We start from the raw sequence: 19,731 nt of genomic DNA, 5'->3' as shown, positions 1-19,731 counted from the left end.
GAGTCGACCGGGATGCGCCCGATCTCCTGACCGACCTGCTTGTTCTGGACGGCGGAGACGTAGCCGCGACCGCGCTCGACGGTCAGCTCCATCTCGAGCTTGCCCTTGCCGTTGAGCGTGGCCAGGACCAGGTCGGGGTTGTGCACCTCGACACCGGCCGGCGGGGCGATGTCCGCGGCGGTGACCAGACCCGGGCCCTGCTTGCGCAGGTACATCACGACGGGCTCGTCGTGCTCACTGCTCACGACGAGCTGCTTGATGTTGAGGATGAGGTCGGTGACGTCTTCCTTGACGCCCGGCACGGTGGTGAACTCGTGCAGGACACCGTCGATCCGGATCGACGTGACGGCCGCGCCCGGGATCGAGGAGAGAAGGGTCCGGCGCAGCGAGTTGCCGAGGGTGTAGCCGAAGCCCGGCTCCAGCGGCTCGATCACGAACCGGGAGCGGAATTCGTCGACGACCTCTTCGGTCAACGAGGGACGCTGAGCGATCAGCATGAAGTGAGTCCTTCAGTCAGGGGCACCCACTATTTGATGCCCTGATGTTGTTACAAGGGTACGGGCGGTACAGCTCCGGAGAGCCGCACCGCCCGAAATCCTCAGACCAAACGACGTGCGTCAGACGCGGCGACGCTTGGGGGGACGGCAGCCGTTGTGCGGCGTCGGCGTGACGTCCTGGATCGAACCGACCTCGAGGCCAGTGGCCTGGAGGGAGCGGATCGCGGTCTCGCGACCGGAGCCCGGACCCTTGACGAAGACGTCAACCTTGCGCATGCCGTGCTCCTGGGCGCGACGCGCGGCCGACTCGGCGGCCATCTGCGCGGCGAACGGAGTCGACTTGCGCGAGCCCTTGAAGCCGACGTGGCCGGCGGAGGCCCAGCTGATCACGTTGCCCGTGGGGTCCGTGATCGAGACGATGGTGTTGTTGAACGTGCTCTTGATGTGGGCGTGCCCGTGAGCGACGTTCTTCTTTTCCTTGCGGCGCACCTTCTTGGCAGCGCCCTGACGACCCTTGGGGGGCATCTATTAACTCCTACGCGAGGTGGTCGGTCCTGCAGCGACAGCTGTCGATCGACCGCTGAGGACTACTTCTTGCCCGGCTTCTTCTTACCGGCGATGGCGCGACGCGGGCCCTTACGGGTGCGGGCGTTGGTGCTGGTGCGCTGACCGCGGACGGGCAGGCCACGACGGTGACGAAGACCCTGGTAGCAACCGATCTCGACCTTGCGGCGGATGTCGGCCTGGATCTCGCGGCGGAGGTCACCCTCGGTCTGGATGTTCGCGTCCACGTACTCGCGGATCTTGATCAGGTCCTCTTCGGACAGATCACGAACACGGGTGTTGCGGTCCACACCGGTGGCGTCCAGCGTCTGCTGGGACAGCGTGCGGCCAATGCCGAACACGTACGTGAGGGCGACCTCGACACGCTTTTCGCGCGGGAGGTCAACACCTTCAAGGCGTGCCATTCAAGGCTCCTGTTGATTTTCGGAGGTCTTCAGCAGGACCGGTCCCAGGTGCCGTACGAGGTACATCCTGGGTCCCCGGCCTCCGACCGGGGGTGTCGCCCTCCATCACTGAAGAGGGACGCGTCCTGCATATGTGCTTACGTGCGTCGCGCGAAAATCTGCGAACTGCAGTCGTGCGTCAGCCCTGGCGCTGCTTGTGGCGCGGGTTGTCGCAGATAACCATGACCCGGCCGTGACGGCGGATCACCCTGCACTTGTCGCAGATCTTCTTGACGCTCGGCTTGACCTTCATTGGTGAGGTTCTCCGGGTCAGTGCCGCACCCCACGTGAATGAGGTACGGGCAAGATCTACTTGTACCGGTAGACGATCCGGCCACGGGTCAGGTCGTAAGGAGACAACTCCACCACGACCCGGTCGTCAGGGAGGATGCGGATGTAGTGCATACGCATCTTGCCGCTGATGTGTGCCAGGACCTGGTGGCCGTTCTGGAGCTCAACCTTGAACATGGCGTTCGGAAGAGACTCAACGACAGTGCCCTCGATCTCGATGGCACCTTGCTTCTTGGCCACGCTCTGCCCTTCGAATCGACTACCTTGATCGACTTCGTACGCCGCATGCAGGCACACGGATGCACGAGAGCCGACGAGTCAGTCTACGTCAGGCGCCCCGGAAAGACGAATCGAGGAAGAATGCCCCATCGGCAAGATCTTTAAGCGCGCGGACACGGCTGTGGGCGGGGGTTCCGCAGGGCGATTGGGGCCTCCCCCGCTCGAGCGAAGCCGAGAACTTGGGGAAGGGTGGGCACAGCCCACCGCTGCAGGGAACCGCTCCAGCAGCGGCCACTCCGCCGCAGGCGGGCACGATCAGCCCAGCGGGTCCGGCGCCGTCGTAACCCCGTACTCCGCCAGCTTCGCCTTGCCGCAGTCGGGCGCCGTCAGAACGATCGGGCCCTCCTCCGTCAGCGCGATGGAGTGCTCCCAGTGGGAAGACCACGTGCCATCCGTCGTGATGACGGTCCAGTCGTCCTCCAGGACCTCCGTGCGGGGCGTGCCCAGGGAGACCATGGGCTCGATGGCCAGGCAGAAGCCGGGGACCAGCTTGGGGCCCTTGCCGCGGCGGCGCTCGACGTAGTTCAGGAGGTGCGGGTCCATGTGCATCTCGGTGCCGATGCCGTGGCCGCCGTAGTCCTCGACGATGCCGTACTTGCCGCCGCCGGGCTTCGGCTGGCGGCGGATGTACGTCTCGATGGCGCGGGAGATGTCCACGAGCCGGTTGCCCTGCTTCATGGCGGCCAGGCCGGCCCACATCGACTCCTCGGTCACCCGGGAGAGCTCGATCAGCTCCGGGGCGTGACCGGTGCCCACGAACGCGGTGTAGGCGGCGTCTCCGTGCCAGCCGTCGATGATGGCGCCCGCGTCGATGGAGATGATGTCGCCGTCCTTCAGGACGGTCTTGTCGTCCGGGATGCCGTGCACGACGACCTCGTTGACCGAGGTGCAGATCGTCGCCGGAAAGCCGCCGTACCCCAGGAAGTTCGACTTCGCGCCGTGCTCGGCGATCACCTTGCGGGCGACGTCGTCCAGGTCCTTCGTGGTGGCACCCGGCACCGCCGCCTCACGCGTCGCGGCGTGGATGGCGGCGACGACAAGGCCCGCCTCACGCATCTTCGCGATCTGCTCGGGGGTCTTGATCTGCACCATGGGGCTTCCGCTCTCCGTCATCCGTCCAACAACGCTACGTACACAACACTACGGCCGCGGTCCCCCGAGGGGCACCGCGGCCGAGACAGCGTACTGGCTACTTGTCGCCCTTGAGGGCACCCATCGCGCGCTTGGTGACCTCGTCCACCTTGCCGAGCGCGGAGATCGTCACCACCAGGCCCTGGGCCTTGTAGTGGTCGATGATCGGCTCGGTCTCGCGGTGGTACACGTCGAGACGCTTGCGCACGGTCTCTTCCTGGTCGTCACCGCGCTGGTAGAGCTCGCCACCGCAGACGTCGCAGACGCCCTCGGTCTTCGGCTTGCTGTACGTCACGTGGAAGACGTGGCTGGAATCGTTCCGGCAGATGCGGCGGCCGGCGATGCGCTTGACCACCTCGTCCTCGGGCACCTCGAGGTCGAGCACCGCGTCGAGCTGCTGGCCGTCGGCCTTGAGCGACTCGTCCAGGGCCTCGGCCTGCGACACGTTCCGCGGGAAGCCGTCGAGCAGGAAGCCGTTCTCGGCGTCCGGCTGCGTCATGCGGTCGTGGGCCATCCCGATGGTGACCTCGTCCGGGACCAGGTTGCCCGCGTCCATGAACGCCTTGGCCTGCTTGCCCAGTTCCGTGCCCTGGCTGATGTTGGCGCGGAAGAGGTCGCCCGTGGAGATGTGCGGGATCTTCAGGTTCTTGGCGAGGAACGCGGCCTGCGTTCCCTTGCCCGCACCGGGCGGCCCGACGAGGACGATTCGCATCAGCGGAGGAACCCTTCGTAATTGCGCTGCTGGAGCTGGCTCTCGATCTGCTTCACGGTCTCCAGACCCACACCCACGATGATCAGGATGCTTGTCCCGCCGAACGGGAAGTTCTGGTTCGCGCCGAAGCCCACCAACGCCATCGTCGGTACGAGAGCGATCAGACCCAGATACAGCGAGCCCGGCCACGTGATCCGGTTGAGTACGTAGCTCAAGTACTCAGCGGTCGGGCGGCCAGCCCGGATGCCCGGGATGAAGCCACCATACTTCTTCATGTTGTCCGCGACTTCCTCGGGGTTGAACGAGATAGCCACGTAGAAGAAGGCGAAGAACACGATCAACAAGAAGTACGTCGCGATGTAAATCGGGTGGTCGCCCTTGGTCAGGTTCGCCTCGATCCACTGCTTCCACCCGGAGTTGCCACCCGCGAACTGGGCGACGAGAGCCGGGATGTAGAGAAGCGAGGAGGCGAAGATCACAGGGATGATGCCCGCCTGATTGACCTTCAGCGGAATGTACGTCGAGGTGCCGCCGTAGGAACGGCGGCCGATCATGCGCTTCGCGTACTGGACCGGAATGCGGCGCTGAGCCTGCTCCACGAAGACGACCAGACCGACCATGACCAGACCGACCGCGATGACGGTGCCGAACTCGATCCAGCCGTCGGCCAGGGAGCCCTGCTTCTTGATCGCCCAGAGGGCGCTCGGGAAGGTCGCGGCGATCGAGATGAACATCAGGATCGACATGCCGTTGCCGATGCCGCGGTCGGTGATGAGCTCACCGAGCCACATGACGCAGGCCGTACCGGCGGTCATCGTGATGACCATGGTGACGGTCACGAAGATGGACTGGTCCGGAACGATCTCGGTGGCGACGGGGCAGCCGGAGAAGAGCGAGCCCGTGCGAGCGGTGGCCACGAGGCCGGTCCCCTGGAGGATCGCGAGCGCGACGGTGAGATAACGCGTGTACTGCGTGATCTTCGCCGTGCCGGCCTGGCCCTCCTTCTTCAGGGCCTCGAGCCGCGGGATCACCACGGTCAGCAGCTGCAAGATGATGCTCGCCGTGATGTACGGCATGATGCCGAGGGCGAAGATCGTGATCTGCAGGAGCGCCCCGCCACTCATCATGTTCACCAGGCCGAACAACCCCTGGTTGGAGTTGGCCTGGTCCATGCAGGTCTGGACGTTCTTATAGCTGACGCCGGGAATCGGGACATGCGTACCGATTCGGTAGATCACGATGATGCCGAGCGTGAAGAGCAGCTTCTTGCGCAGGTCGGGCGTCTTGAACGCCCGGGCGAACGCGGTGAGCACGGTGCCTCCTGCGACCCCCGCGCGCGTGCGCAAGAGGTAGTGGTCTGAGGATCGACGAATACATATCAGTCAGAAAAACCGCACGGGCAGACCGCACGGAGCTTAGACAGTGCACGCCACCTTACCGGCGACCGTGCCCCCCTTGGAACGACCAACCGGGGATGCCCCATATGTGGGGCATCCCCGGCTGGGAATCGCTCAAGTCATCGAGATGCCTGAAGAATTCAGACGAGCTCGGTGACGGTACCGCCGGCGGCGGTGATCTTCTCCTTGGCGGAGCCGGAGACGGCGTCAACCGTCACCTGCAGCGCCACGGTGACCTCACCCTGGCCGAGGACCTTGACGAGGCTGTTCTTGCGAACGGCACCCTTGGCGACGAGACCCTCGACGGTGACCTCGCCACCCTCGGGGAACAGCGCGCTCAGCTTGTCGAGGTTCACGACCTGGAACTCGGTCTTGAACGGGTTCTTGAAGCCCTTGAGCTTCGGGAGGCGCATGTGGAGGGGCATCTGCCCGCCCTCGAAGCGCTCCGGAACCTGGTAACGGGCCTTGGTGCCCTTGGTACCACGGCCTGCGGTCTTACCCTTGGACGCCTCACCACGACCCACACGGGTCTTGGCGGTCTTGGCGCCCGGGGCGGGCCGGAGGTTGTGGACCTTCAGCGGGTTCTGCTCCGCCATGTCAGTCGACCTCCTCAACCGTCACGAGGTGGCGGACGGTGTTAGCCATTCCGCGGAACTCGGGGCGGTCTTCCTTGACGACCACGTCGTTCAGGCGCTTGAGCCCGAGCGAACGCAGCGTGTCGCGGTGGTTCTGCTTGCTGCCGATGTACGACTTCGTCTGCGTGATCTTGAGGCGAGCCATTACGCACCCGCCCCGGCACGTGCACGAAGCAGGGCCGCGGGAGCGACGTCCTCGAGGGGCAGACCACGGCGAGCCGCGATCTCCTCGGGACGCTGCAGGCCCTTGAGGGCCGCCACGGTCGCGTGCACGATGTTGATCGCGTTCGAAGAACCGAGCGACTTCGACAGGATGTCGTGAACGCCGGCGCACTCGAGCACAGCACGCACCGGGCCACCGGCGATAACACCGGTACCGGGGGAAGCAGGCTTGAGCAGGACGACGCCTGCGGCCTTCTCGCCCGTGATCGGGTGCGGGATGGTGCCCTGGATACGCGGAACCTTGAAGAAGTTCTTCTTGGCCTCTTCAACGCCCTTGGCGATGGCCGCGGGAACTTCCTTGGCCTTGCCGTATCCGACACCTACGGTGCCGTCACCGTCGCCCACCACGACCAGCGCGGTGAAGCTGAAGCGGCGACCACCCTTGACTACCTTGGCGACACGGTTGATCGCGACAACGCGCTCAACGTATGCGGTCTTCTCGGCGGCAGCGCCACCGTCGCGACCCTTCCGGTCCCGCCGCTCGCCGCCACCGGCACCGCTTCCGCGGCGCTGGGGTCCAGCCATTGGAATTACCTCTCTCTGTTACGTCCGCTAGCTCCGGAACCGGGGCTTAGAACTTCAGCCCGGCTTCGCGGGCGGCGTCCGCCAGAGCGGCAATGCGCCCGGCGTACTTGTTGCCACCGCGGTCGAACACGACGGCCTCGACACCCGCAGCCTTGGCACGCTCGGCGACGAGCGCGCCGACCTGCTTGGCCTGCGCAGACTTGTCGGCCTCGCCACCGCGGATCGTCGCGTCCAGGGTCGACGCAGACGCAAGGGTGTGACCCTTGAGGTCGTCGATGACCTGAGCAATGATGTTGCGGTTCGAGCGAGTGACGACGAGGCGCGGACGCTCCGCCGTACCCGACACGTGCTTGCGGATCCGGATGTGGCGGCGAGCCTTGGCGGCACGCTTGTAAGCGTCACCCTTGGCGATCTTTACACCGTATGCCATGGCTTACTTACCTGCCTTTCCGACCTTGCGGCGGATGACTTCGCCCTCGTACTTGACACCCTTGGCCTTGTACGGGTCGGGCTTGCGCAGCTTGCGGATGTTGGCCGCAACCTCGCCGACCTTCTGCTTGTCGATGCCCTCGACCGAAAGCTTGGTCGCGGACTCCACCTTGAAGGTGATGCCCTCGGGGGCCTCGACGAGGATCGGGTGGCTGTAACCCAGCGAGAACTCCAGGTTGGAGCCCTTCGCGAGTACGCGGTAACCGACACCGCTGATTTCGAGCTTCTTCACGTAACCCGTGGTCACGCCGGTGATCATGTTCGCCACCAGCGTGCGGGACAGGCCGTGCAGGGCCTTGTTCTGACGCTCGTCGTTCGGGCGGGTGACGTTCAGAACGCCGTCCTCACCCTTAGCGATGTCGATCGGCGCGACAACGGTGTGGGAAAGGGAGCCCTTGGGACCCTTAACCGAGACCGTCCGGCCGTCGATGGTGACGTCCACGCCGGCGGGAACCGTGATGGGGAGCTTGCCAATACGCGACATTAGCTATTCCTCCGTTCCCGACTACCAGACGTAGGCGAGGACTTCCCCACCTACGCCCTTCTTGCCTGCCTGCTGGCCGGTGAGCAGACCGTGGGACGTGGAGATGATCGCCACGCCCAGGCCGCCGAGCACCTTCGGCAGGTTGGTGGACTTCGCGTAAACCCGGAGACCGGGCTTGGAGATCCGCTTGATGCCCGCAATGGAGCGCTCACGGTTCGGGCCGAACTTCAGCTCGAGAACGAGGTTCTTGCCAACCTCGGCGTCCTCGACCTTCCAGCCCGTGATGAAGCCCTCCTGCTGGAGGATCTCCGCGATGTGAGACTTGATCTTGCTGTGCGGCATCGCCACGGAGTCGTGGTACGCCGAGTTCGCGTTACGCAGACGAGTCAGCATGTCCGCGATCGGATCAGTCATGGTCATGAATTGGCCTTCGGCCTCTCTCGCCGTGGTTTCCTATCTGCGCCATCCCTCTCCCCACTCAGAGGCGGGACGGGTGCGGCGCGGGGACCTACGGCGTAGTAAGTCGGTCAGGGCGGCAGGCGCCCAACCCTCCTAGCCTAAGGCATGGAGAGGTGGGCCACCTACCGACCAGATACTTACCGAGAGCCTCCAGTAATTCCCAAGTCCCTGAGGACAGAGGGGAATTACCAGGAGCTCTTGGTCACGCCCGGCAGCTCGCCACGGTGAGCCATCTCACGAAGGCAGACGCGGCACAGGCCGAACTTGCGGTACACGGAGTGCGGACGGCCGCAGCGCTGGCAGCGGGTGTAGCCGCGCACACCGAACTTGGGCTTACGAGCAGCCTTGGCAATAAGTGCCTTCTTCGCCATCTCGGTTACGCCTCCTTGAAGGGGAAGCCGAGGTGACGAAGGAGCGCACGGCCCTCAGCGTCGTTGGTCGCCGTGGTGACCACGGTGATGTCCATACCCCGGACGCGGTCGATCTTGTCCTGGTCGATCTCGTGGAACATGACCTGCTCCGTGAGACCGAAGGTGTAGTTGCCACGGCCGTCGAACTGCTTGGGGGACAGACCACGGAAGTCGCGGATGCGCGGAAGCGCGAGCGACAGGGTGCGGTCCAGGAACTCCCACATGCGGTCGCCACGGAGCGTGACGTGGCAGCCGATCGGCTGACCCTCGCGCAGCTTGAACTGCGCGATGGACTTCCGGGCCTTGGTGATGGCCGGCTTCTGACCCGTGATGGTGGTCAGGTCACGGACGGCACCGTCCATGAGCTTCGAGTCACGGGCGGCGTCGCCGACACCCATGTTGACCACGATCTTGACGAGGCCGGGGGTCTGCATGACGTTCTCGTACGAGAACTCTTCCTGCAGCTTGCCCGCGATCTCCTCGCGGTACTTCGTCTTCAGACGCGGGCTGGTGGTGGTCGTCATCAGATGTCCTCACCCGTCCGCTTGGCAACGCGGATCTTGTTGCCGTCATCGTCGAAGCGGAAACCGACACGCGTGACGACCTTGTTGCCGTCCTTCTCCACGACCAGCTGGACGTTGGAGACGTGGACAGGGGCTTCGGTGGTCACGATGCCGCCGGCCTGCGAACCGCTGGCGGTCGGGCCGGCCTTCGTGTGCTTCTTGACCCGGTTGACACCCTCGACCAGGACACGCTCGTCGCGCGGGTAAGCGGCAATGACCTTGCCCTGCTTGCCCTTGTCCTTACCGGTGATGACCTGAACCAGGTCGCCCTTCTTGATCTTCATGCTTACAGCACCTCCGGCGCGAGCGAGATGATCTTCATGAACTTCTTCTCGCGCAGCTCACGACCGACCGGGCCGAAGATACGGGTGCCGCGAGGGTCGCCGTCGTTCTTCAGAATGACGGCGGCGTTCTCGTCGAAGCGGATGTACGAGCCGTCGGGACGGCGGCGCTCCTTGACGGTGCGAACGATGACGGCCTTGACGACGTCACCCTTCTTCACGTTGCCACCGGGGATCGCGTCCTTGACGGTGGCGACGATGACGTCACCGATGCCCGCGTAGCGGCGACCCGAGCCACCGAGAACACGAATGGTGAGAATTTCCTTCGCACCCGTGTTGTCGGCGATCCGAAGTCGCGACTCCTGCTGGATCACGTCTATCTCCTGTTTGTCTGCCGGTTCCCGGCGGGGGTCTTTTCCCTTGCGGGAACCGACCCCCACCGAGCCTGGCGGAACTGATCCGAGGGGAAATCCCCTCGGAAATTACTTGGCCTTCTCGAGGATCTCGACGATGCGCCAGCGCTTGGTCGCCGACAGCGGACGCGTCTCCATCAGGAGGACGCGGTCGCCGACGCCGGCAGCGTTCTGCTCGTCGTGCGCCTTGAGCTTGTTCGTACGGCGGATGACCTTGCCGTACAGCGCGTGCTTCACGCGGTCCTCGACAGCGACGACGACGGTCTTGTCCATCTTGTCGCTGACGACCAGACCCTCACGGGTCTTGCGGAATCCGCGGTCAGTCTTGGTCTCAGTCACGTTGCTCTCGCTCATCAGGCGCTCTCCACCGTCTCGATGCCCAGCTCGCGCTCACGCATCAGGGTGTAGATCCGCGCGATGTCCTTACGGACGGCCTTGAGCCGCCCGTGGTTCTCGAGCTGACCGGTCGCCGCCTGGAAGCGGAGGTTGAACAGCTCTTCCTTGGCTTCGCGAAGCTTCGCGAGAAGCTCCTCGTCGCCCAGTTCGCGCAGCTCGGACGCCTTGGTACCGGCCGACATCACGACTCACCTGCCTCGCGCCGAACAATCCGGCACTTCATCGGAAGCTTGTGAGCAGCGCGGGTAAGCGCCTCACGCGCAGTCTTCTCATTCGGGTAGGACAGCTCGAACATCACCCGTCCGGGCTTGACGTTCGCGACCCACCACTCGGGGGAACCCTTACCGGAACCCATGCGGGTCTCGGCGGGCTTCTTCGTCAGCGGGCGGTCCGGGTAAATGTTGATCCAGACCTTGCCGCCACGCTTGATGTGGCGGGTCATCGCGATACGAGCCGCCTCGATCTGGCGGTTGGTCACGTACGCCGGAGTGAGGGCCTGAATGCCGTACTCGCCGAACGCAACCTGCGTACCACCCTTGGACATACCGCTGCGCTTGGGGTGGTGCTGCTTGCGGTGCTTGACCCTACGAGGGATCAGCATGTCGGTCAGGCCTCCGTTCCGGTGCTCTCAGCCGGAGCGGCAGCTGCGGCGGGAGCGTCGGCCTTGGGGGCCTCGGCAGCCGGCGCGGACTGCTGCTGCGGCTTGCGGCCGCGGCCGCCACGCTCGCCACCACGGCCACCACGGGCCGGGCGGTCGTTGCCGCCACCACGGGCCGGGCGGTTACCCGCACGGGCCGCGGCGTTCTCGGCGCGGACCTCGGCGATGTTCTTGACGTCGCCCTTGTAGATCCAGACCTTCACGCCGATGCGGCCGAAGGTCGTCTTGGCCTCGAAGAAGCCGTAGTCGACGTTCGCACGGAGGGTGTGCAGGGGCACGCGGCCCTCGCGGTAGAACTCCGAGCGAGACATCTCGGCGCCGCCGAGACGGCCGCCACACTGGATCTTGATGCCCTTGGCGCCGGCCTTCATCGTCGACTGCATGCTCTTACGCATGGCGCGACGGAAGGAGACGCGGGAGGACAGCTGCTCTGCAACGGCCTGCGCGACCAGCTGAGCGTCAACCTCGGGGTTCTTGACCTCGAGGATGTTCAGCTGGACCTGCTTGCCCGTGAGCTTCTCGAGGTCGCCGCGGATGCGGTCGGCCTCGGCGCCACGGCGGCCGATGACGATGCCGGGACGCGCGGTGTGGATGTCCACCCGCACGCGGTCACGGGTGCGCTCGATCTCAACCTTCGAGATGCCGGCGCGCTCCATGCCGGACGTCATCATCCGACGGATGGCGACGTCTTCCTTGACGTAGTCCTTGTACAGCTTGTCGGCGTACCAACGCGACTTGAAGTCGGTGGTAATGCCGAGCCGGAACCCGTGCGGGTTTACCTTCTGGCCCATTACCGGGTTCCTTCCTTGCTGCTGACGACCACGGTGATGTGGCTGGTCCGCTTACGGATCCGGTAGGCGCGACCCTGTGCACGCGGACGGAACCGCTTCAGGGTCGGACCCTCATCCACGTACGCCTCGCTGATAACCAGCGAAGAGGCGTCACTGTGGTCGTAGTTGTGCGCGGCATTGGCAATGGCGCTGTCAAGCACCTTGCCTACCGGCACGCTCGCGGCCTGCGGGGCGAAACGCAGGACCGCCTGAGCCTCCGTGGCATCCATGCCACGGATGAGGTCCACCACTCGGCGGGCCTTCATGGGCGTGACGCGGATGTACCGCGCCTGGGCCCTGGCTTCCATGGTTGTCCCTTCGGTGTAAGTCATAGTCGTTCCACCCCGCGCTAGCGGCGCTTCGACTTCCGGTCGTCCTTGACGTGGCCGCGGAAGGTGCGAGTCGGCGAGAATTCACCGAGCTTGTGGCCGACCATCGCCTCGGTGACGAACACCGGGATGTGGGTCTTGCCGTTGTGCACCGCGATCGTGTGGCCCAGCATGGCCGGGACGATCATCGAGCGACGGGACCAGGTCTTGATGACGTTCTTGGAACCTGCTTCGTTCTGGACATCCACCTTCTTGATGAGGTGTCCGTCGACGAAGGGCCCCTTCTTGAGACTGCGCGGCATCTAAACCCGCTCCTAGCGCTTCTTGTTCGTCTTGCGGCGGCGGACGATGTACTTGTTGCTCGCCTTCTTCGGCGAACGAGTACGACCCTCCTTCTGACCCCAGGGCGAGACCGGGTGGCGACCACCGGAGGTCTTGCCCTCACCACCACCGTGCGGGTGGTCGACCGGGTTCATCGCCACACCGCGAACGGTCGGGCGAACGCCCAGCCAGCGCTTACGGCCGGCCTTGCCCCAGTTGATGTTCGACTGCTCGGCGTTGCCGACCTCGCCAATCGTGGCGCGGCAGCGGACGTCGACCAGACGGATCTCACCGGACGGCATACGAAGGTGGGCCATGGAGCCCTCCTTCGCCAGCAGCTGCACGGAGGCACCCGCGGAACGGGCGAACTTCGCGCCGCCGCCGGGCCGCAGCTCGATGGCGTGGATGGTCGTACCGACCGGGATGTTGCGGAGCGCCAGGTTGTTGCCCGGCTTGATGTCCGCGCCCGGTCCGTTCTCGACCCGGTCACCCTGCGACAGGTTGCGGGGGGCCAGGATGTAGCGCTTCTCGCCGTCCGCGTAGTGCAGGAGCGCGATGCGCGCGGTGCGGTTCGGGTCGTACTCGATGTGCGCGACCTTCGCCGGCACGCCGTCCTTGTCGTGACGACGGAAGTCGATCACTCGGTAGGCGCGCTTGTGTCCGCCACCCTGGTGGCGAACGGTCACACGACCGGCGTTGTTACGGCCGCCCTTGCTGTGCAGCGGGCGGACCAGCGACTTCTCCGGCGTGGACCGCGTGACCTCGACGAAGTCGGCGACGGAGGAGCCACGGCGGCCCGGCGTCGTCGGCTTGTACTTGCGGATTCCCATTTCTCAGTCCTCGTCCGATATTCGGACCAGGGCGCTCCGTTAGGAGGCCTGGCCGAAGATGTCGATACGGTCGCCCTCAGCGAGGGTCACGATGGCGCGCTTGGTGTCAGCCCGCTTGCCGAAACCGGTCTTGGTCCGCTTGCGCTTACCCTGCCGGTTGATCGTGTTGACCCCGGTGACCTTGACCGAGAAGACCGCCTCGACGGCCTGCTTGATCTGGGTCTTGTTGGCGCCGGGCGCTACGACGAAGGTGTACTTGCCCTCGTCGAGAAGCGCGTAGCTCTTCTCAGAGACGACCGGCTTGACGAGGACGTCACGGGGGTCCGTGAAGCTCTTGCTCAGCGGCGTCTCAACGGTGTTCTTGCCCTCGGTGGCGTGGCGCTTCGCCTTGGCGAGGCGCGCTGCCTTGGCGACCTTGGCCGCCTTGGGGGCGATGCTCGGGTGACGCGTAGCCATCAGGCTTCGCTCCCTTCGGTCTCATCGGCCTTGGGGCCAGACACGAAGGACTCGAAGGCGGCCTTGGTGAAGACCACGTCGTCCGAGACGAGCACGTCGTACGTGTTCAGCTGGCCCGGCTCCAGGATGTGCACCTGGGGCAGGTTGCGGGCGGAGAGCAGCGAAGTCTCGTCCGCACGGTCGATGACCAGGAGCACGTTCTTGCGCTCGCTGACCTTGCCGAGCAGCGTCTTCGCGGCCTTCGTGGAGATGTCGCCCTCGACCACGTTGGTGACAACGTGGATACGAGCGTTGCGGGCCCGGTCGGTGAGGGCGTGGCGCAGGGCCGCGGCCTTCATCTTCTTCGGGGTCCGCTGCGAGTAGTCACGCGGCTGCGGGCCGTGGACGACGCCACCGCCTGCGAACTGCGGCGCACGGGTCGAACCCTGGCGCGCGCGGCCGGTGCCCTTCTGGCGGTACGGCTTCTTACCACCACCGCGGACTTCACCGCGGCGCTTGGTCTTGTGCGTGCCCTGACGGGCAGCTGCCAGCTGAGCGACGACGACCTGGTGGAGAAGCGGGATGCTGATCTTCTCTACGTCGAAGATCTCCGCGGGGAGCTCGACCGTCCCGGCCTTGTCGCCTGCCGGCGAAAGGATGTCAATGGTGCTCATCGGTTCCTCAAACCCCCTTGGCCGCAGTACGGACCAGGACGAGGCCACCGTTCGGACCGGGGACTGCGCCCTTGATCAGGAGCAGGCCCTTCTCCGCGTCAACGGCGTGAACGGTCAGGTTCTGGGTGGTAACCCGCTCGTTGCCCATACGGCCCGCCATGCGGAGGCCCTTGAACACACGGCCCGGGGTGGCACAGCCACCGATGGAACCGGGAGAGCGGTGCTTGCGCTGGGTGCCGTGACCGGCGCCGAGTCCCTTGAAGTTGTGACGCTTCATGACACCGGCGAAGCCCTTGCCCTTGCTCTTGCCCGTGACGTCAACCTTGACGCCGGACTCGAACACCTCGGCAGTCACCTCCTGGCCCAGCGTGTACTCGCTGGCGTCAGGGGTGCGGATCTCCACCAGGTGGCGGCGGGGAGTTACGTCGGCCTTGGCGAAGTGACCCTTGAGGGGCTTGTTCACCTTGCGAGGGTCGATCTCGCCGAAGGCGATCTGGACCGACTCGTAGCCGTCGGAGTCATTCGTACGGACCTGGGTAACGACGCAGGGCCCGGCCTTGACGACGGTGACCGGGACGACACGGTTGTTCTCGTCCCAGACCTGGGTCATGCCGAGCTTCTCGCCCAGGACGCCCTTGATCTGCTTAGTCATCTGTCCGCGCCTCTCAGAGCTTGATCTCGATGTCGACGCCGGCCGGAAGGTCCAGGCGCATCAACGAGTCAACGGTCTTGGGCGTCGGGTCGAGGATGTCGATCAGGCGCTTGTGCGTGCGCATCTCGAAGTGCTCGCGCGAGTCCTTGTACTTGTGCGGCGACTTGATGACGCAGTACACGTTCTTCTCAGTGGGCAGCGGCACCGGGCCTGCGACCGACGCACCAGTGCGAGTCACCGTCTCGACGATCTTCTTCGCCGAAGAGTCGATGACCTCGTGGTCGTAGGCCTTGAGCCGGATGCGGATCTTCTGTCCCGCCATGGCTACTTGGTAGTCCTTTGTCTCGAACGCTCTGGCTCCCGGAAGGCCCTTTTTTCTACTTCCTCCGACCCACGCGGTCGGGCGTGTCGCAGTCCCGCTCACGGAGATTTCCCGAAGGATTTCCCTGCTAGGGGCTGCGGCCCAGATGACCGCGGGTCCGGGGGAAGAAACCCACCGGGCGCCTGGTTAAGCCTCCGCGCTGCACTTCCCGAAAGATTCCCGTACGTCCGCTCCAGTGCTGCCTTACGGCAGATGGGGCGACGAGTACTGTGGGACTCGCTTCCGGTCCTCCCGGCGGGAGGCGCGCAGCATCGGCACTCAACCGAGCAACCTGGACAGTGTGCCACACGTAGGACGCCGAAAGCCAATCGGGCCGAACTGTCAAGCTGCCACGACCGTCATTCACCCACGCAAAGAGCCCCGCACACCCAGAAGGCGTGCGGGGCTCTTCGCTGCGCTCAGTTCAGAGCGACCGGGTTACCCCGATCTTCAAGCAAGCGGAGCTTACTTGTTGATCTTGGTGACCTGGCCGGCGCCGACGGTCCGGCCACCCTCACGGATGGCGAACTTCAGGCCCTCTTCCATCGCGACGGGCTGGATGAGCTCAACGGTCATCTCAGTGTTGTCGCCCGGCATGACCATCTCGGTGCCCTCGGGGAGGGTCACGACGCCGGTCACGTCCGTGGTGCGGAAGTAGAACTGCGGGCGGTAGTTGTTGAAGAAGGGGGTGTGACGGCCACCCTCGTCCTTCGACAGGATGTAGGCCTGGGCCTCGAACTCGGTGTGCGGCGTGACCGAACCGGGCTTGATGATGACCTGGCCGCGCTCGACGTCCTCGCGCTTGATGCCACGGAGGAGCAGACCGACGTTCTCACCGGCCTGGCCCTCGTCGAGCAGCTTGCGGAACATCTCGATACCGGTGACCGTGGTGGTGGTCTTCTCGGTCTTGATGCCGATGATGTCGACGGTCTCGTTGACCTTGAGGATGCCGCGCTCGATACGACCGGTGACGACGGTGCCACGACCGGTGATCGTGAAGACGTCCTCGATCGGCATCAGGAACGGCTTGTCGACGTCACGCTCGGGCTCCGGGATGGACTCGTCGACAGCCTTCATCAGGTTGAGGACGGACTCACCCCACTCCTTGTCGCCCTCGAGCGCCTTGAGCGCCGAGACCTTGACGACCGGGAGGTCGTCGCCCGGGAACTCGTACTCGGAGAGGAGCTCACGGACCTCGAGCTCGACGAGCTCCAGGATCTCCTCGTCGTCCACCATGTCGGCCTTGTTCAGCGCGACGACGATGTACGGAACGCCGACCTGGCGGGCCAGGAGCACGTGCTCCTTGGTCTGCGGCATCGGGCCGTCGGTGGCGGCGACCACGAGGATGGCGCCGTCCATCTGCGCGGCACCCGTGATCATGTTCTTGATGTAGTCAGCGTGACCCGGGCAGTCGACGTGCGCGTAGTGACGCGTCTCCGTCTGGTACTCGACGTGCGCGATCGAGATCGTGATACCGCGCTGGCGCTCCTCGGGAGCCTTGTCGATCTGGTCGAAGGCCGAGGCCTCGTTCAGGTCCGGGTACGCGTCGTGCAGCACCTTGGTAATGGCGGCCGTGAGGGTCGTCTTACCGTGGTCAATGTGACCGATGGTGCCGATGTTGACGTGCGGCTTAGTCCGCTCGAACTTTGCCTTCGCCACTGAATCCTCCTGCGGAGTGGTTCTGTACGCCTTGCTTCATCGGCGCCAGGTGATCTTTGCTGGGATACCCGGGGCCCGGGGCACCCGACCCGAAAGAGGGTCGGAATGCCCCGGAGGCTCCGGAGTCAAGCCTAAAGCGTCAACTCGGGTGAGTTACTCGCCCTTGGCCTTCGCGATGATCTCCTCGGCGACGTTCCGCGGAACCTCGGCGTAGGAGTCGAACTGCATTGAGTAGCTTGCGCGACCCGACGTCTTGCTGCGGAGGTCTCCGACGTAGCCGAACATCTCCGAGAGGGGCACGAGGCCCTTCACGACGCGAGCGCCGCTGCGCTCCTCCATGGCCTGGATCTGGCCACGGCGGGAGTTGATGTCACCGATGACATCGCCCATGTAGTCCTCGGGCGTGGTGACCTCTACGGCCATCATCGGCTCGAGCAGCACGGGCTTTGCCTGGCGCGCGGCCTCCTTGAAGGCCTGCGAACCGGCGATCTTGAACGCCAGCTCGGACGAGTCGACCTCGTGGTAGGCGCCGTCGAGAAGCGTGATGCGAACACCAGTCATCTCGTAGCCCGCCAGGATGCCGAACTGCATGGCCTCCTGCGCACCGGCGTCCACCGACGGGATGTACTCCCGCGGGATACGGCCACCGGTGACCTTGTTCACGAACTCGTACGACGCCTCGCCGCCCTCGATGGGCTCGATCGCGATCTGCACCTTGGCGAACTGACCGGTACCACCGGTCTGCTTCTTGTGGGTGTAGTCCACGCGCTCGACGGCCCGACGGATCGTCTCGCGGTACGCGACCTGGGGCTTGCCGACGTTCGCCTCGACGCGGAATTCGCGCTTCATGCGGTCGACGAGCACCTCGAGGTGAAGCTCGCCCATACCACCGATGATGGTCTGGCCGGTCTCCTCGTCCGAGTGCACCTGGAAGGAGGGGTCCTCCTCCGAGAGACGCTGGATGGCTACACCCAGCTTCTCCTGGTCACCCTTGGACTTCGGCTCGATGGCGACCTGAATGACCGGCGCCGGGAAGTCCATGGACTCCAGGATGACCGGCTTCTTGTCGTCACACAGCGTCTCACCGGTGGTGGTCTGCTTCAGGCCCATGACGGCGACGATGTCACCGGCGCCCACCGACGCGATCTCCTCACGCTTGTTCGCGTGCATGCGGTAGATCTTGCCGATGCGCTCCTTCTTGCCCTTGACGGAGTTCAGCACCGCAGTGCCGGCCTCCAGGCGACCGGAGTAGATCCGGACGAAGGTGAGCTTGCCGAGGTGCGGGTCGCTCGCGATCTTGAACGCCAGAGCCGAGAGCGGCTCCTCGTCCGAAGGCTTGCGCTTGACGACGACCTCGGGGTCCTTGACGTCGTGGCCCTCGATGGCCTCGACGTCCAGGGGGGAAGGCAGGTAACGCACGACCGCGTCGAGCAGGGGCTGGACGCCCTTGTTCTTGAACGCGGTGCCGCAGAACACGGGGGTGACGGTGGTGTCGCCGCCCTTGCCGGAGGCGATGGTGACGCGGCGAATGGCCTCGTACAGCTGCTCCTCGGTGGGCTCCTGGCCCTCGAGGTACAGCTCCATCATCTGCTCGTCGTTCTCCGCGACGGCCTCGAGCAGCTTGCCGCGCCACTCGTCAGCAGCCTCGACGTGCGTCGCCGGGATGTCGACGATGTCGTACGCCTCGCCCATCTTGGTCTCGGCGGACCAGACGAAGGCCTTCATCGTGACGAGGTCGACGACACCCTTGAAGTCAGCCTCTGCGCCGATGGGCAGCTGCATGACGATGGGGGTCGCACCGAGGCGGTCGATGATCATGTCGACGCAGCGGTGGAACTCGGCACCCGTACGGTCGAGCTTGTTGACGAAGCAGATGCGCGGCACGCCGTAGCGGTCCGCCTGACGCCACACGGTCTCGGACTGGGGCTCAACACCGGCGACGCCGTCGAACACGGTCACGGCACCGTCGAGCACACGGAGCGAACGCTCTACCTCGACGGTGAAGTCGACGTGGCCCGGGGTGTCGATGATGTTGATCGTGTGATCGACGTCGTTCAGCGGCCAGTGACAGGTGGTGGCAGCAGAGGTGATCGTGATGCCACGCTCCTGCTCCTGCTCCATCCAGTCCATGGTGGCGGCACCGTCGTGGACCTCACCGATCTTGTACGAGACACCGGTGTAGAACAGGATCCGCTCGGTGGTCGTCGTCTTGCCCGCGTCGATGTGGGCCATGATGCCGATGTTGCGCACCTTGGCCAGGTCAAGTGAAGTGGTAGCCATATCGGCTCAGTCTTCTCTCGGTCTCGATGTGGGTAGCGACTACCAGCGGTAGTGCGCGAAGGCCTTGTTGGACTCGGCCATCTTGTGGGTGTCCTCACGCTTCTTCACAGCGGCACCAAGGCCGTTGGAGGCGTCGAGGAGCTCGTTGAGGAGACGCTCGGTCATCGTCTTCTCGCGACGGGCGCGGGAGTAACCGACCAGCCAGCGCAGGGCCAGCGTGTTGGCGCGACCGGGCTTGACCTCGATCGGAACCTGGTAGGTCGCACCACCGACGCGGCGGGACTTGACCTCGAGGGTCGGCTTGATGTTCTCGAGCGCGCGCTTGAGCGTGATGACCGGGTCGTTGCCGGTCTTCTCGCGCAGGCCCTCCATGGCGCCGTACACGATGCGCTCGGCGGTGGAGCGCTTGCCGTTCAGCAGCACCTTGTTGATGAGGGAGGTCACCAGAGGAGAACCATAGACCGGGTCGATGATGACCGGGCGCTTCGGGGCGGGGCCCTTACGAGGCATT

31 protein-coding genes and 1 pseudogene are annotated in these 19,731 nt (G+C 65.0%); all 32 read right to left on the bottom strand.

Annotated elements, in window-relative coordinates; translation table 11 throughout:
• A pseudogene (locus tag ACIGXX_RS30260) lies at positions 1–497 on the bottom strand (DNA-directed RNA polymerase subunit alpha); the annotation flags it as partial.
• 120 nt (positions 498–617) lie between these two features.
• A complete protein-coding gene (gene rpsK / locus ACIGXX_RS30255; protein ID WP_003948617.1) occupies positions 618–1,022 on the bottom strand; it encodes a 30S ribosomal protein S11 in 405 nt (134 codons plus the stop codon).
• Between the two features lie 62 nt (positions 1,023–1,084).
• A complete protein-coding gene (rpsM, locus tag ACIGXX_RS30250) occupies positions 1,085–1,465 on the bottom strand; it encodes a 30S ribosomal protein S13 (protein ID WP_135332566.1) in 381 nt (126 codons plus the stop codon).
• A gap of 178 nt (positions 1,466–1,643) precedes the next feature.
• Positions 1,644–1,757, bottom strand: coding sequence for a 50S ribosomal protein L36 (gene rpmJ, locus ACIGXX_RS30245; protein ID WP_003974245.1), 114 nt, complete (start codon positions 1,755–1,757; stop codon positions 1,644–1,646).
• Positions 1,758–1,813: 56 nt separating this feature from the next.
• Positions 1,814–2,035, bottom strand: coding sequence for a translation initiation factor IF-1 (gene infA / locus ACIGXX_RS30240; protein WP_003948620.1), 222 nt, complete (start codon positions 2,033–2,035; stop codon positions 1,814–1,816).
• Between the two features lie 294 nt (positions 2,036–2,329).
• Positions 2,330–3,166, bottom strand: a complete 837-nt coding sequence (gene map, locus ACIGXX_RS30235; protein WP_351170459.1) for a type I methionyl aminopeptidase — start codon at positions 3,164–3,166, stop codon at positions 2,330–2,332.
• 97 nt (positions 3,167–3,263) lie between these two features.
• Positions 3,264–3,917: an adenylate kinase gene (locus ACIGXX_RS30230; protein WP_351170429.1), complete on the bottom strand. Its 654-nt coding sequence runs from the start codon at positions 3,915–3,917 to the stop codon at positions 3,264–3,266.
• Entirely contained in the window at positions 3,917–5,230 is a 1,314-nt protein-coding gene (secY, locus tag ACIGXX_RS30225; RefSeq protein WP_351170426.1) for a preprotein translocase subunit SecY, read from the bottom strand. Before secY ends, ACIGXX_RS30230 begins: the two co-directional genes overlap by 1 nt.
• A gap of 224 nt (positions 5,231–5,454) precedes the next feature.
• Positions 5,455–5,910, bottom strand: coding sequence for a 50S ribosomal protein L15 (gene rplO / locus ACIGXX_RS30220; RefSeq protein ID WP_249588330.1), 456 nt, complete (start codon positions 5,908–5,910; stop codon positions 5,455–5,457).
• A 1-nt stretch (position 5,911) separates the two neighbouring features.
• The gene (rpmD, locus tag ACIGXX_RS30215; RefSeq protein ID WP_041985698.1) at positions 5,912–6,094 is read right to left on the bottom strand and encodes a 50S ribosomal protein L30; all 183 of its coding nucleotides are present in this window, start codon (positions 6,092–6,094) and stop codon (positions 5,912–5,914) included.
• Complete coding sequence (rpsE, locus tag ACIGXX_RS30210) at positions 6,094–6,696, bottom strand: 30S ribosomal protein S5 (protein ID WP_160506669.1); 603 nt, start codon at positions 6,694–6,696, stop codon at positions 6,094–6,096. Before rpsE ends, rpmD begins: the two co-directional genes overlap by 1 nt.
• A gap of 46 nt (positions 6,697–6,742) precedes the next feature.
• Positions 6,743–7,126, bottom strand: coding sequence for a 50S ribosomal protein L18 (rplR, locus tag ACIGXX_RS30205; protein ID WP_351170421.1), 384 nt, complete (start codon positions 7,124–7,126; stop codon positions 6,743–6,745).
• 3 nt (positions 7,127–7,129) lie between these two features.
• Positions 7,130–7,669 carry a 50S ribosomal protein L6 gene (gene rplF, locus ACIGXX_RS30200; protein ID WP_160506667.1) on the bottom strand — a complete coding sequence of 180 codons (540 nt, stop codon included), beginning with the start codon at positions 7,667–7,669 and terminating at the stop codon, positions 7,130–7,132.
• 21 nt (positions 7,670–7,690) lie between these two features.
• Entirely contained in the window at positions 7,691–8,089 is a 399-nt protein-coding gene (gene rpsH, locus ACIGXX_RS30195) for a 30S ribosomal protein S8 (protein WP_030359017.1), read from the bottom strand.
• Between the two features lie 224 nt (positions 8,090–8,313).
• A complete protein-coding gene (locus ACIGXX_RS30190) occupies positions 8,314–8,499 on the bottom strand; it encodes a type Z 30S ribosomal protein S14 (RefSeq protein WP_003948630.1) in 186 nt (61 codons plus the stop codon).
• 5 nt (positions 8,500–8,504) lie between these two features.
• Complete coding sequence (gene rplE / locus ACIGXX_RS30185; protein WP_344522014.1) at positions 8,505–9,062, bottom strand: 50S ribosomal protein L5; 558 nt, start codon at positions 9,060–9,062, stop codon at positions 8,505–8,507.
• Entirely contained in the window at positions 9,062–9,385 is a 324-nt protein-coding gene (gene rplX / locus ACIGXX_RS30180) for a 50S ribosomal protein L24 (RefSeq protein WP_160506664.1), read from the bottom strand. The genes rplE and rplX overlap by 1 nt, the downstream gene beginning before the upstream one ends.
• Before the next feature lie 2 nt (positions 9,386–9,387).
• On the bottom strand, positions 9,388–9,756 hold the full coding sequence (gene rplN, locus ACIGXX_RS30175; protein ID WP_073768975.1) for a 50S ribosomal protein L14: 369 nt from the start codon (positions 9,754–9,756) through the stop codon (positions 9,388–9,390).
• A gap of 108 nt (positions 9,757–9,864) precedes the next feature.
• Positions 9,865–10,149 carry a 30S ribosomal protein S17 gene (gene rpsQ, locus ACIGXX_RS30170; protein ID WP_055564830.1) on the bottom strand — a complete coding sequence of 95 codons (285 nt, stop codon included), beginning with the start codon at positions 10,147–10,149 and terminating at the stop codon, positions 9,865–9,867.
• A complete protein-coding gene (gene rpmC / locus ACIGXX_RS30165) occupies positions 10,149–10,373 on the bottom strand; it encodes a 50S ribosomal protein L29 (protein WP_003998824.1) in 225 nt (74 codons plus the stop codon). Before rpmC ends, rpsQ begins: the two co-directional genes overlap by 1 nt.
• Complete coding sequence (gene rplP / locus ACIGXX_RS30160) at positions 10,373–10,792, bottom strand: 50S ribosomal protein L16 (protein WP_135332557.1); 420 nt, start codon at positions 10,790–10,792, stop codon at positions 10,373–10,375. Before rplP ends, rpmC begins: the two co-directional genes overlap by 1 nt.
• Positions 10,793–10,797: 5 nt before the next feature.
• Positions 10,798–11,640 (bottom strand): 30S ribosomal protein S3, encoded by an 843-nt coding sequence (gene rpsC, locus ACIGXX_RS30155; RefSeq protein ID WP_160506663.1) that lies wholly within the window; start codon positions 11,638–11,640, stop codon positions 10,798–10,800.
• On the bottom strand, positions 11,640–11,987 hold the full coding sequence (gene rplV, locus ACIGXX_RS30150) for a 50S ribosomal protein L22 (protein WP_016645177.1): 348 nt from the start codon (positions 11,985–11,987) through the stop codon (positions 11,640–11,642). Before rplV ends, rpsC begins: the two co-directional genes overlap by 1 nt.
• A 41-nt stretch (positions 11,988–12,028) precedes the next feature.
• On the bottom strand, positions 12,029–12,310 hold the full coding sequence (gene rpsS / locus ACIGXX_RS30145) for a 30S ribosomal protein S19 (RefSeq protein WP_160506662.1): 282 nt from the start codon (positions 12,308–12,310) through the stop codon (positions 12,029–12,031).
• Positions 12,311–12,322: 12 nt separating this feature from the next.
• The gene (rplB, locus tag ACIGXX_RS30140) at positions 12,323–13,159 is read right to left on the bottom strand and encodes a 50S ribosomal protein L2 (protein WP_160506661.1); all 837 of its coding nucleotides are present in this window, start codon (positions 13,157–13,159) and stop codon (positions 12,323–12,325) included.
• A 39-nt stretch (positions 13,160–13,198) separates the two neighbouring features.
• The gene (rplW, locus tag ACIGXX_RS30135; protein WP_351170411.1) at positions 13,199–13,615 is read right to left on the bottom strand and encodes a 50S ribosomal protein L23; all 417 of its coding nucleotides are present in this window, start codon (positions 13,613–13,615) and stop codon (positions 13,199–13,201) included.
• A complete protein-coding gene (gene rplD / locus ACIGXX_RS30130; protein WP_160506659.1) occupies positions 13,615–14,268 on the bottom strand; it encodes a 50S ribosomal protein L4 in 654 nt (217 codons plus the stop codon). Before rplD ends, rplW begins: the two co-directional genes overlap by 1 nt.
• Before the next feature lie 7 nt (positions 14,269–14,275).
• Complete coding sequence (gene rplC, locus ACIGXX_RS30125; RefSeq protein WP_160506658.1) at positions 14,276–14,920, bottom strand: 50S ribosomal protein L3; 645 nt, start codon at positions 14,918–14,920, stop codon at positions 14,276–14,278.
• A 13-nt stretch (positions 14,921–14,933) separates the two neighbouring features.
• Positions 14,934–15,242 (bottom strand): 30S ribosomal protein S10, encoded by a 309-nt coding sequence (gene rpsJ, locus ACIGXX_RS30120; protein WP_003948644.1) that lies wholly within the window; start codon positions 15,240–15,242, stop codon positions 14,934–14,936.
• A gap of 504 nt (positions 15,243–15,746) precedes the next feature.
• Positions 15,747–16,940 carry an elongation factor Tu gene (gene tuf / locus ACIGXX_RS30115; protein WP_351170407.1) on the bottom strand — a complete coding sequence of 398 codons (1,194 nt, stop codon included), beginning with the start codon at positions 16,938–16,940 and terminating at the stop codon, positions 15,747–15,749.
• A gap of 153 nt (positions 16,941–17,093) precedes the next feature.
• Positions 17,094–19,220: an elongation factor G gene (gene fusA / locus ACIGXX_RS30110; protein ID WP_351170404.1), complete on the bottom strand. Its 2,127-nt coding sequence runs from the start codon at positions 19,218–19,220 to the stop codon at positions 17,094–17,096.
• 39 nt (positions 19,221–19,259) lie between these two features.
• A complete protein-coding gene (gene rpsG / locus ACIGXX_RS30105; RefSeq protein ID WP_003974303.1) occupies positions 19,260–19,730 on the bottom strand; it encodes a 30S ribosomal protein S7 in 471 nt (156 codons plus the stop codon).
• Between the last annotated feature and the right edge of the window lies 1 nt (position 19,731).

Origin of the sequence: Streptomyces sp. NPDC055243 (assembly GCF_044544025.1) — a bacterium.
GTDB lineage: Bacteria > Actinomycetota > Actinomycetes > Streptomycetales > Streptomycetaceae > Streptomyces.
The sequence above is the reverse complement of the archived record's forward strand: the minus strand, read 5'-3'. Positions and strand labels throughout refer to the sequence as shown.

Coding starts and splice junctions, on each gene's coding strand:
- rpsK (WP_003948617.1), bottom strand. CDS start 1,022: ATGCCCCCCAAGGGTCGTCAGGGCGCTGCCAAGAAGGTGCGCCGCAAG.
- rpsM (WP_135332566.1), bottom strand. CDS start 1,465: ATGGCACGCCTTGAAGGTGTTGACCTCCCGCGCGAAAAGCGTGTCGAG.
- rpmJ (WP_003974245.1), bottom strand. CDS start 1,757: ATGAAGGTCAAGCCGAGCGTCAAGAAGATCTGCGACAAGTGCAGGGTG.
- map (WP_351170459.1), bottom strand. CDS start 3,166: ATGGTGCAGATCAAGACCCCCGAGCAGATCGCGAAGATGCGTGAGGCG.
- ACIGXX_RS30230 (WP_351170429.1), bottom strand. CDS start 3,917: ATGCGAATCGTCCTCGTCGGGCCGCCCGGTGCGGGCAAGGGAACGCAG.
- rplO (WP_249588330.1), bottom strand. CDS start 5,910: ATGGCGGAGCAGAACCCGCTGAAGGTCCACAACCTCCGGCCCGCCCCG.
- rpmD (WP_041985698.1), bottom strand. CDS start 6,094: ATGGCTCGCCTCAAGATCACGCAGACGAAGTCGTACATCGGCAGCAAG.
- rpsE (WP_160506669.1), bottom strand. CDS start 6,696: ATGGCTGGACCCCAGCGCCGCGGAAGCGGTGCCGGTGGCGGCGAGCGG.
- rplR (WP_351170421.1), bottom strand. CDS start 7,126: ATGGCATACGGTGTAAAGATCGCCAAGGGTGACGCTTACAAGCGTGCC.
- rplF (WP_160506667.1), bottom strand. CDS start 7,669: ATGTCGCGTATTGGCAAGCTCCCCATCACGGTTCCCGCCGGCGTGGAC.
- rpsH (WP_030359017.1), bottom strand. CDS start 8,089: ATGACCATGACTGATCCGATCGCGGACATGCTGACTCGTCTGCGTAAC.
- ACIGXX_RS30190 (WP_003948630.1), bottom strand. CDS start 8,499: ATGGCGAAGAAGGCACTTATTGCCAAGGCTGCTCGTAAGCCCAAGTTC.
- rplE (WP_344522014.1), bottom strand. CDS start 9,062: ATGACGACCACCACCAGCCCGCGTCTGAAGACGAAGTACCGCGAGGAG.
- rplX (WP_160506664.1), bottom strand. CDS start 9,385: ATGAAGATCAAGAAGGGCGACCTGGTTCAGGTCATCACCGGTAAGGAC.
- rpsQ (WP_055564830.1), bottom strand. CDS start 10,149: ATGAGCGAGAGCAACGTGACTGAGACCAAGACTGACCGCGGATTCCGC.
- rpmC (WP_003998824.1), bottom strand. CDS start 10,373: ATGTCGGCCGGTACCAAGGCGTCCGAGCTGCGCGAACTGGGCGACGAG.
- rplP (WP_135332557.1), bottom strand. CDS start 10,792: ATGCTGATCCCTCGTAGGGTCAAGCACCGCAAGCAGCACCACCCCAAG.
- rpsC (WP_160506663.1), bottom strand. CDS start 11,640: ATGGGCCAGAAGGTAAACCCGCACGGGTTCCGGCTCGGCATTACCACC.
- rplV (WP_016645177.1), bottom strand. CDS start 11,987: ATGGAAGCCAGGGCCCAGGCGCGGTACATCCGCGTCACGCCCATGAAG.
- rpsS (WP_160506662.1), bottom strand. CDS start 12,310: ATGCCGCGCAGTCTCAAGAAGGGGCCCTTCGTCGACGGACACCTCATC.
- rplB (WP_160506661.1), bottom strand. CDS start 13,159: ATGGGAATCCGCAAGTACAAGCCGACGACGCCGGGCCGCCGTGGCTCC.
- rplW (WP_351170411.1), bottom strand. CDS start 13,615: ATGGCTACGCGTCACCCGAGCATCGCCCCCAAGGCGGCCAAGGTCGCC.
- rplD (WP_160506659.1), bottom strand. CDS start 14,268: ATGAGCACCATTGACATCCTTTCGCCGGCAGGCGACAAGGCCGGGACG.
- rplC (WP_160506658.1), bottom strand. CDS start 14,920: ATGACTAAGCAGATCAAGGGCGTCCTGGGCGAGAAGCTCGGCATGACC.
- rpsJ (WP_003948644.1), bottom strand. CDS start 15,242: ATGGCGGGACAGAAGATCCGCATCCGGCTCAAGGCCTACGACCACGAG.
- fusA (WP_351170404.1), bottom strand. CDS start 19,220: ATGGCTACCACTTCACTTGACCTGGCCAAGGTGCGCAACATCGGCATC.
- rpsG (WP_003974303.1), bottom strand. CDS start 19,730: ATGCCTCGTAAGGGCCCCGCCCCGAAGCGCCCGGTCATCATCGACCCG.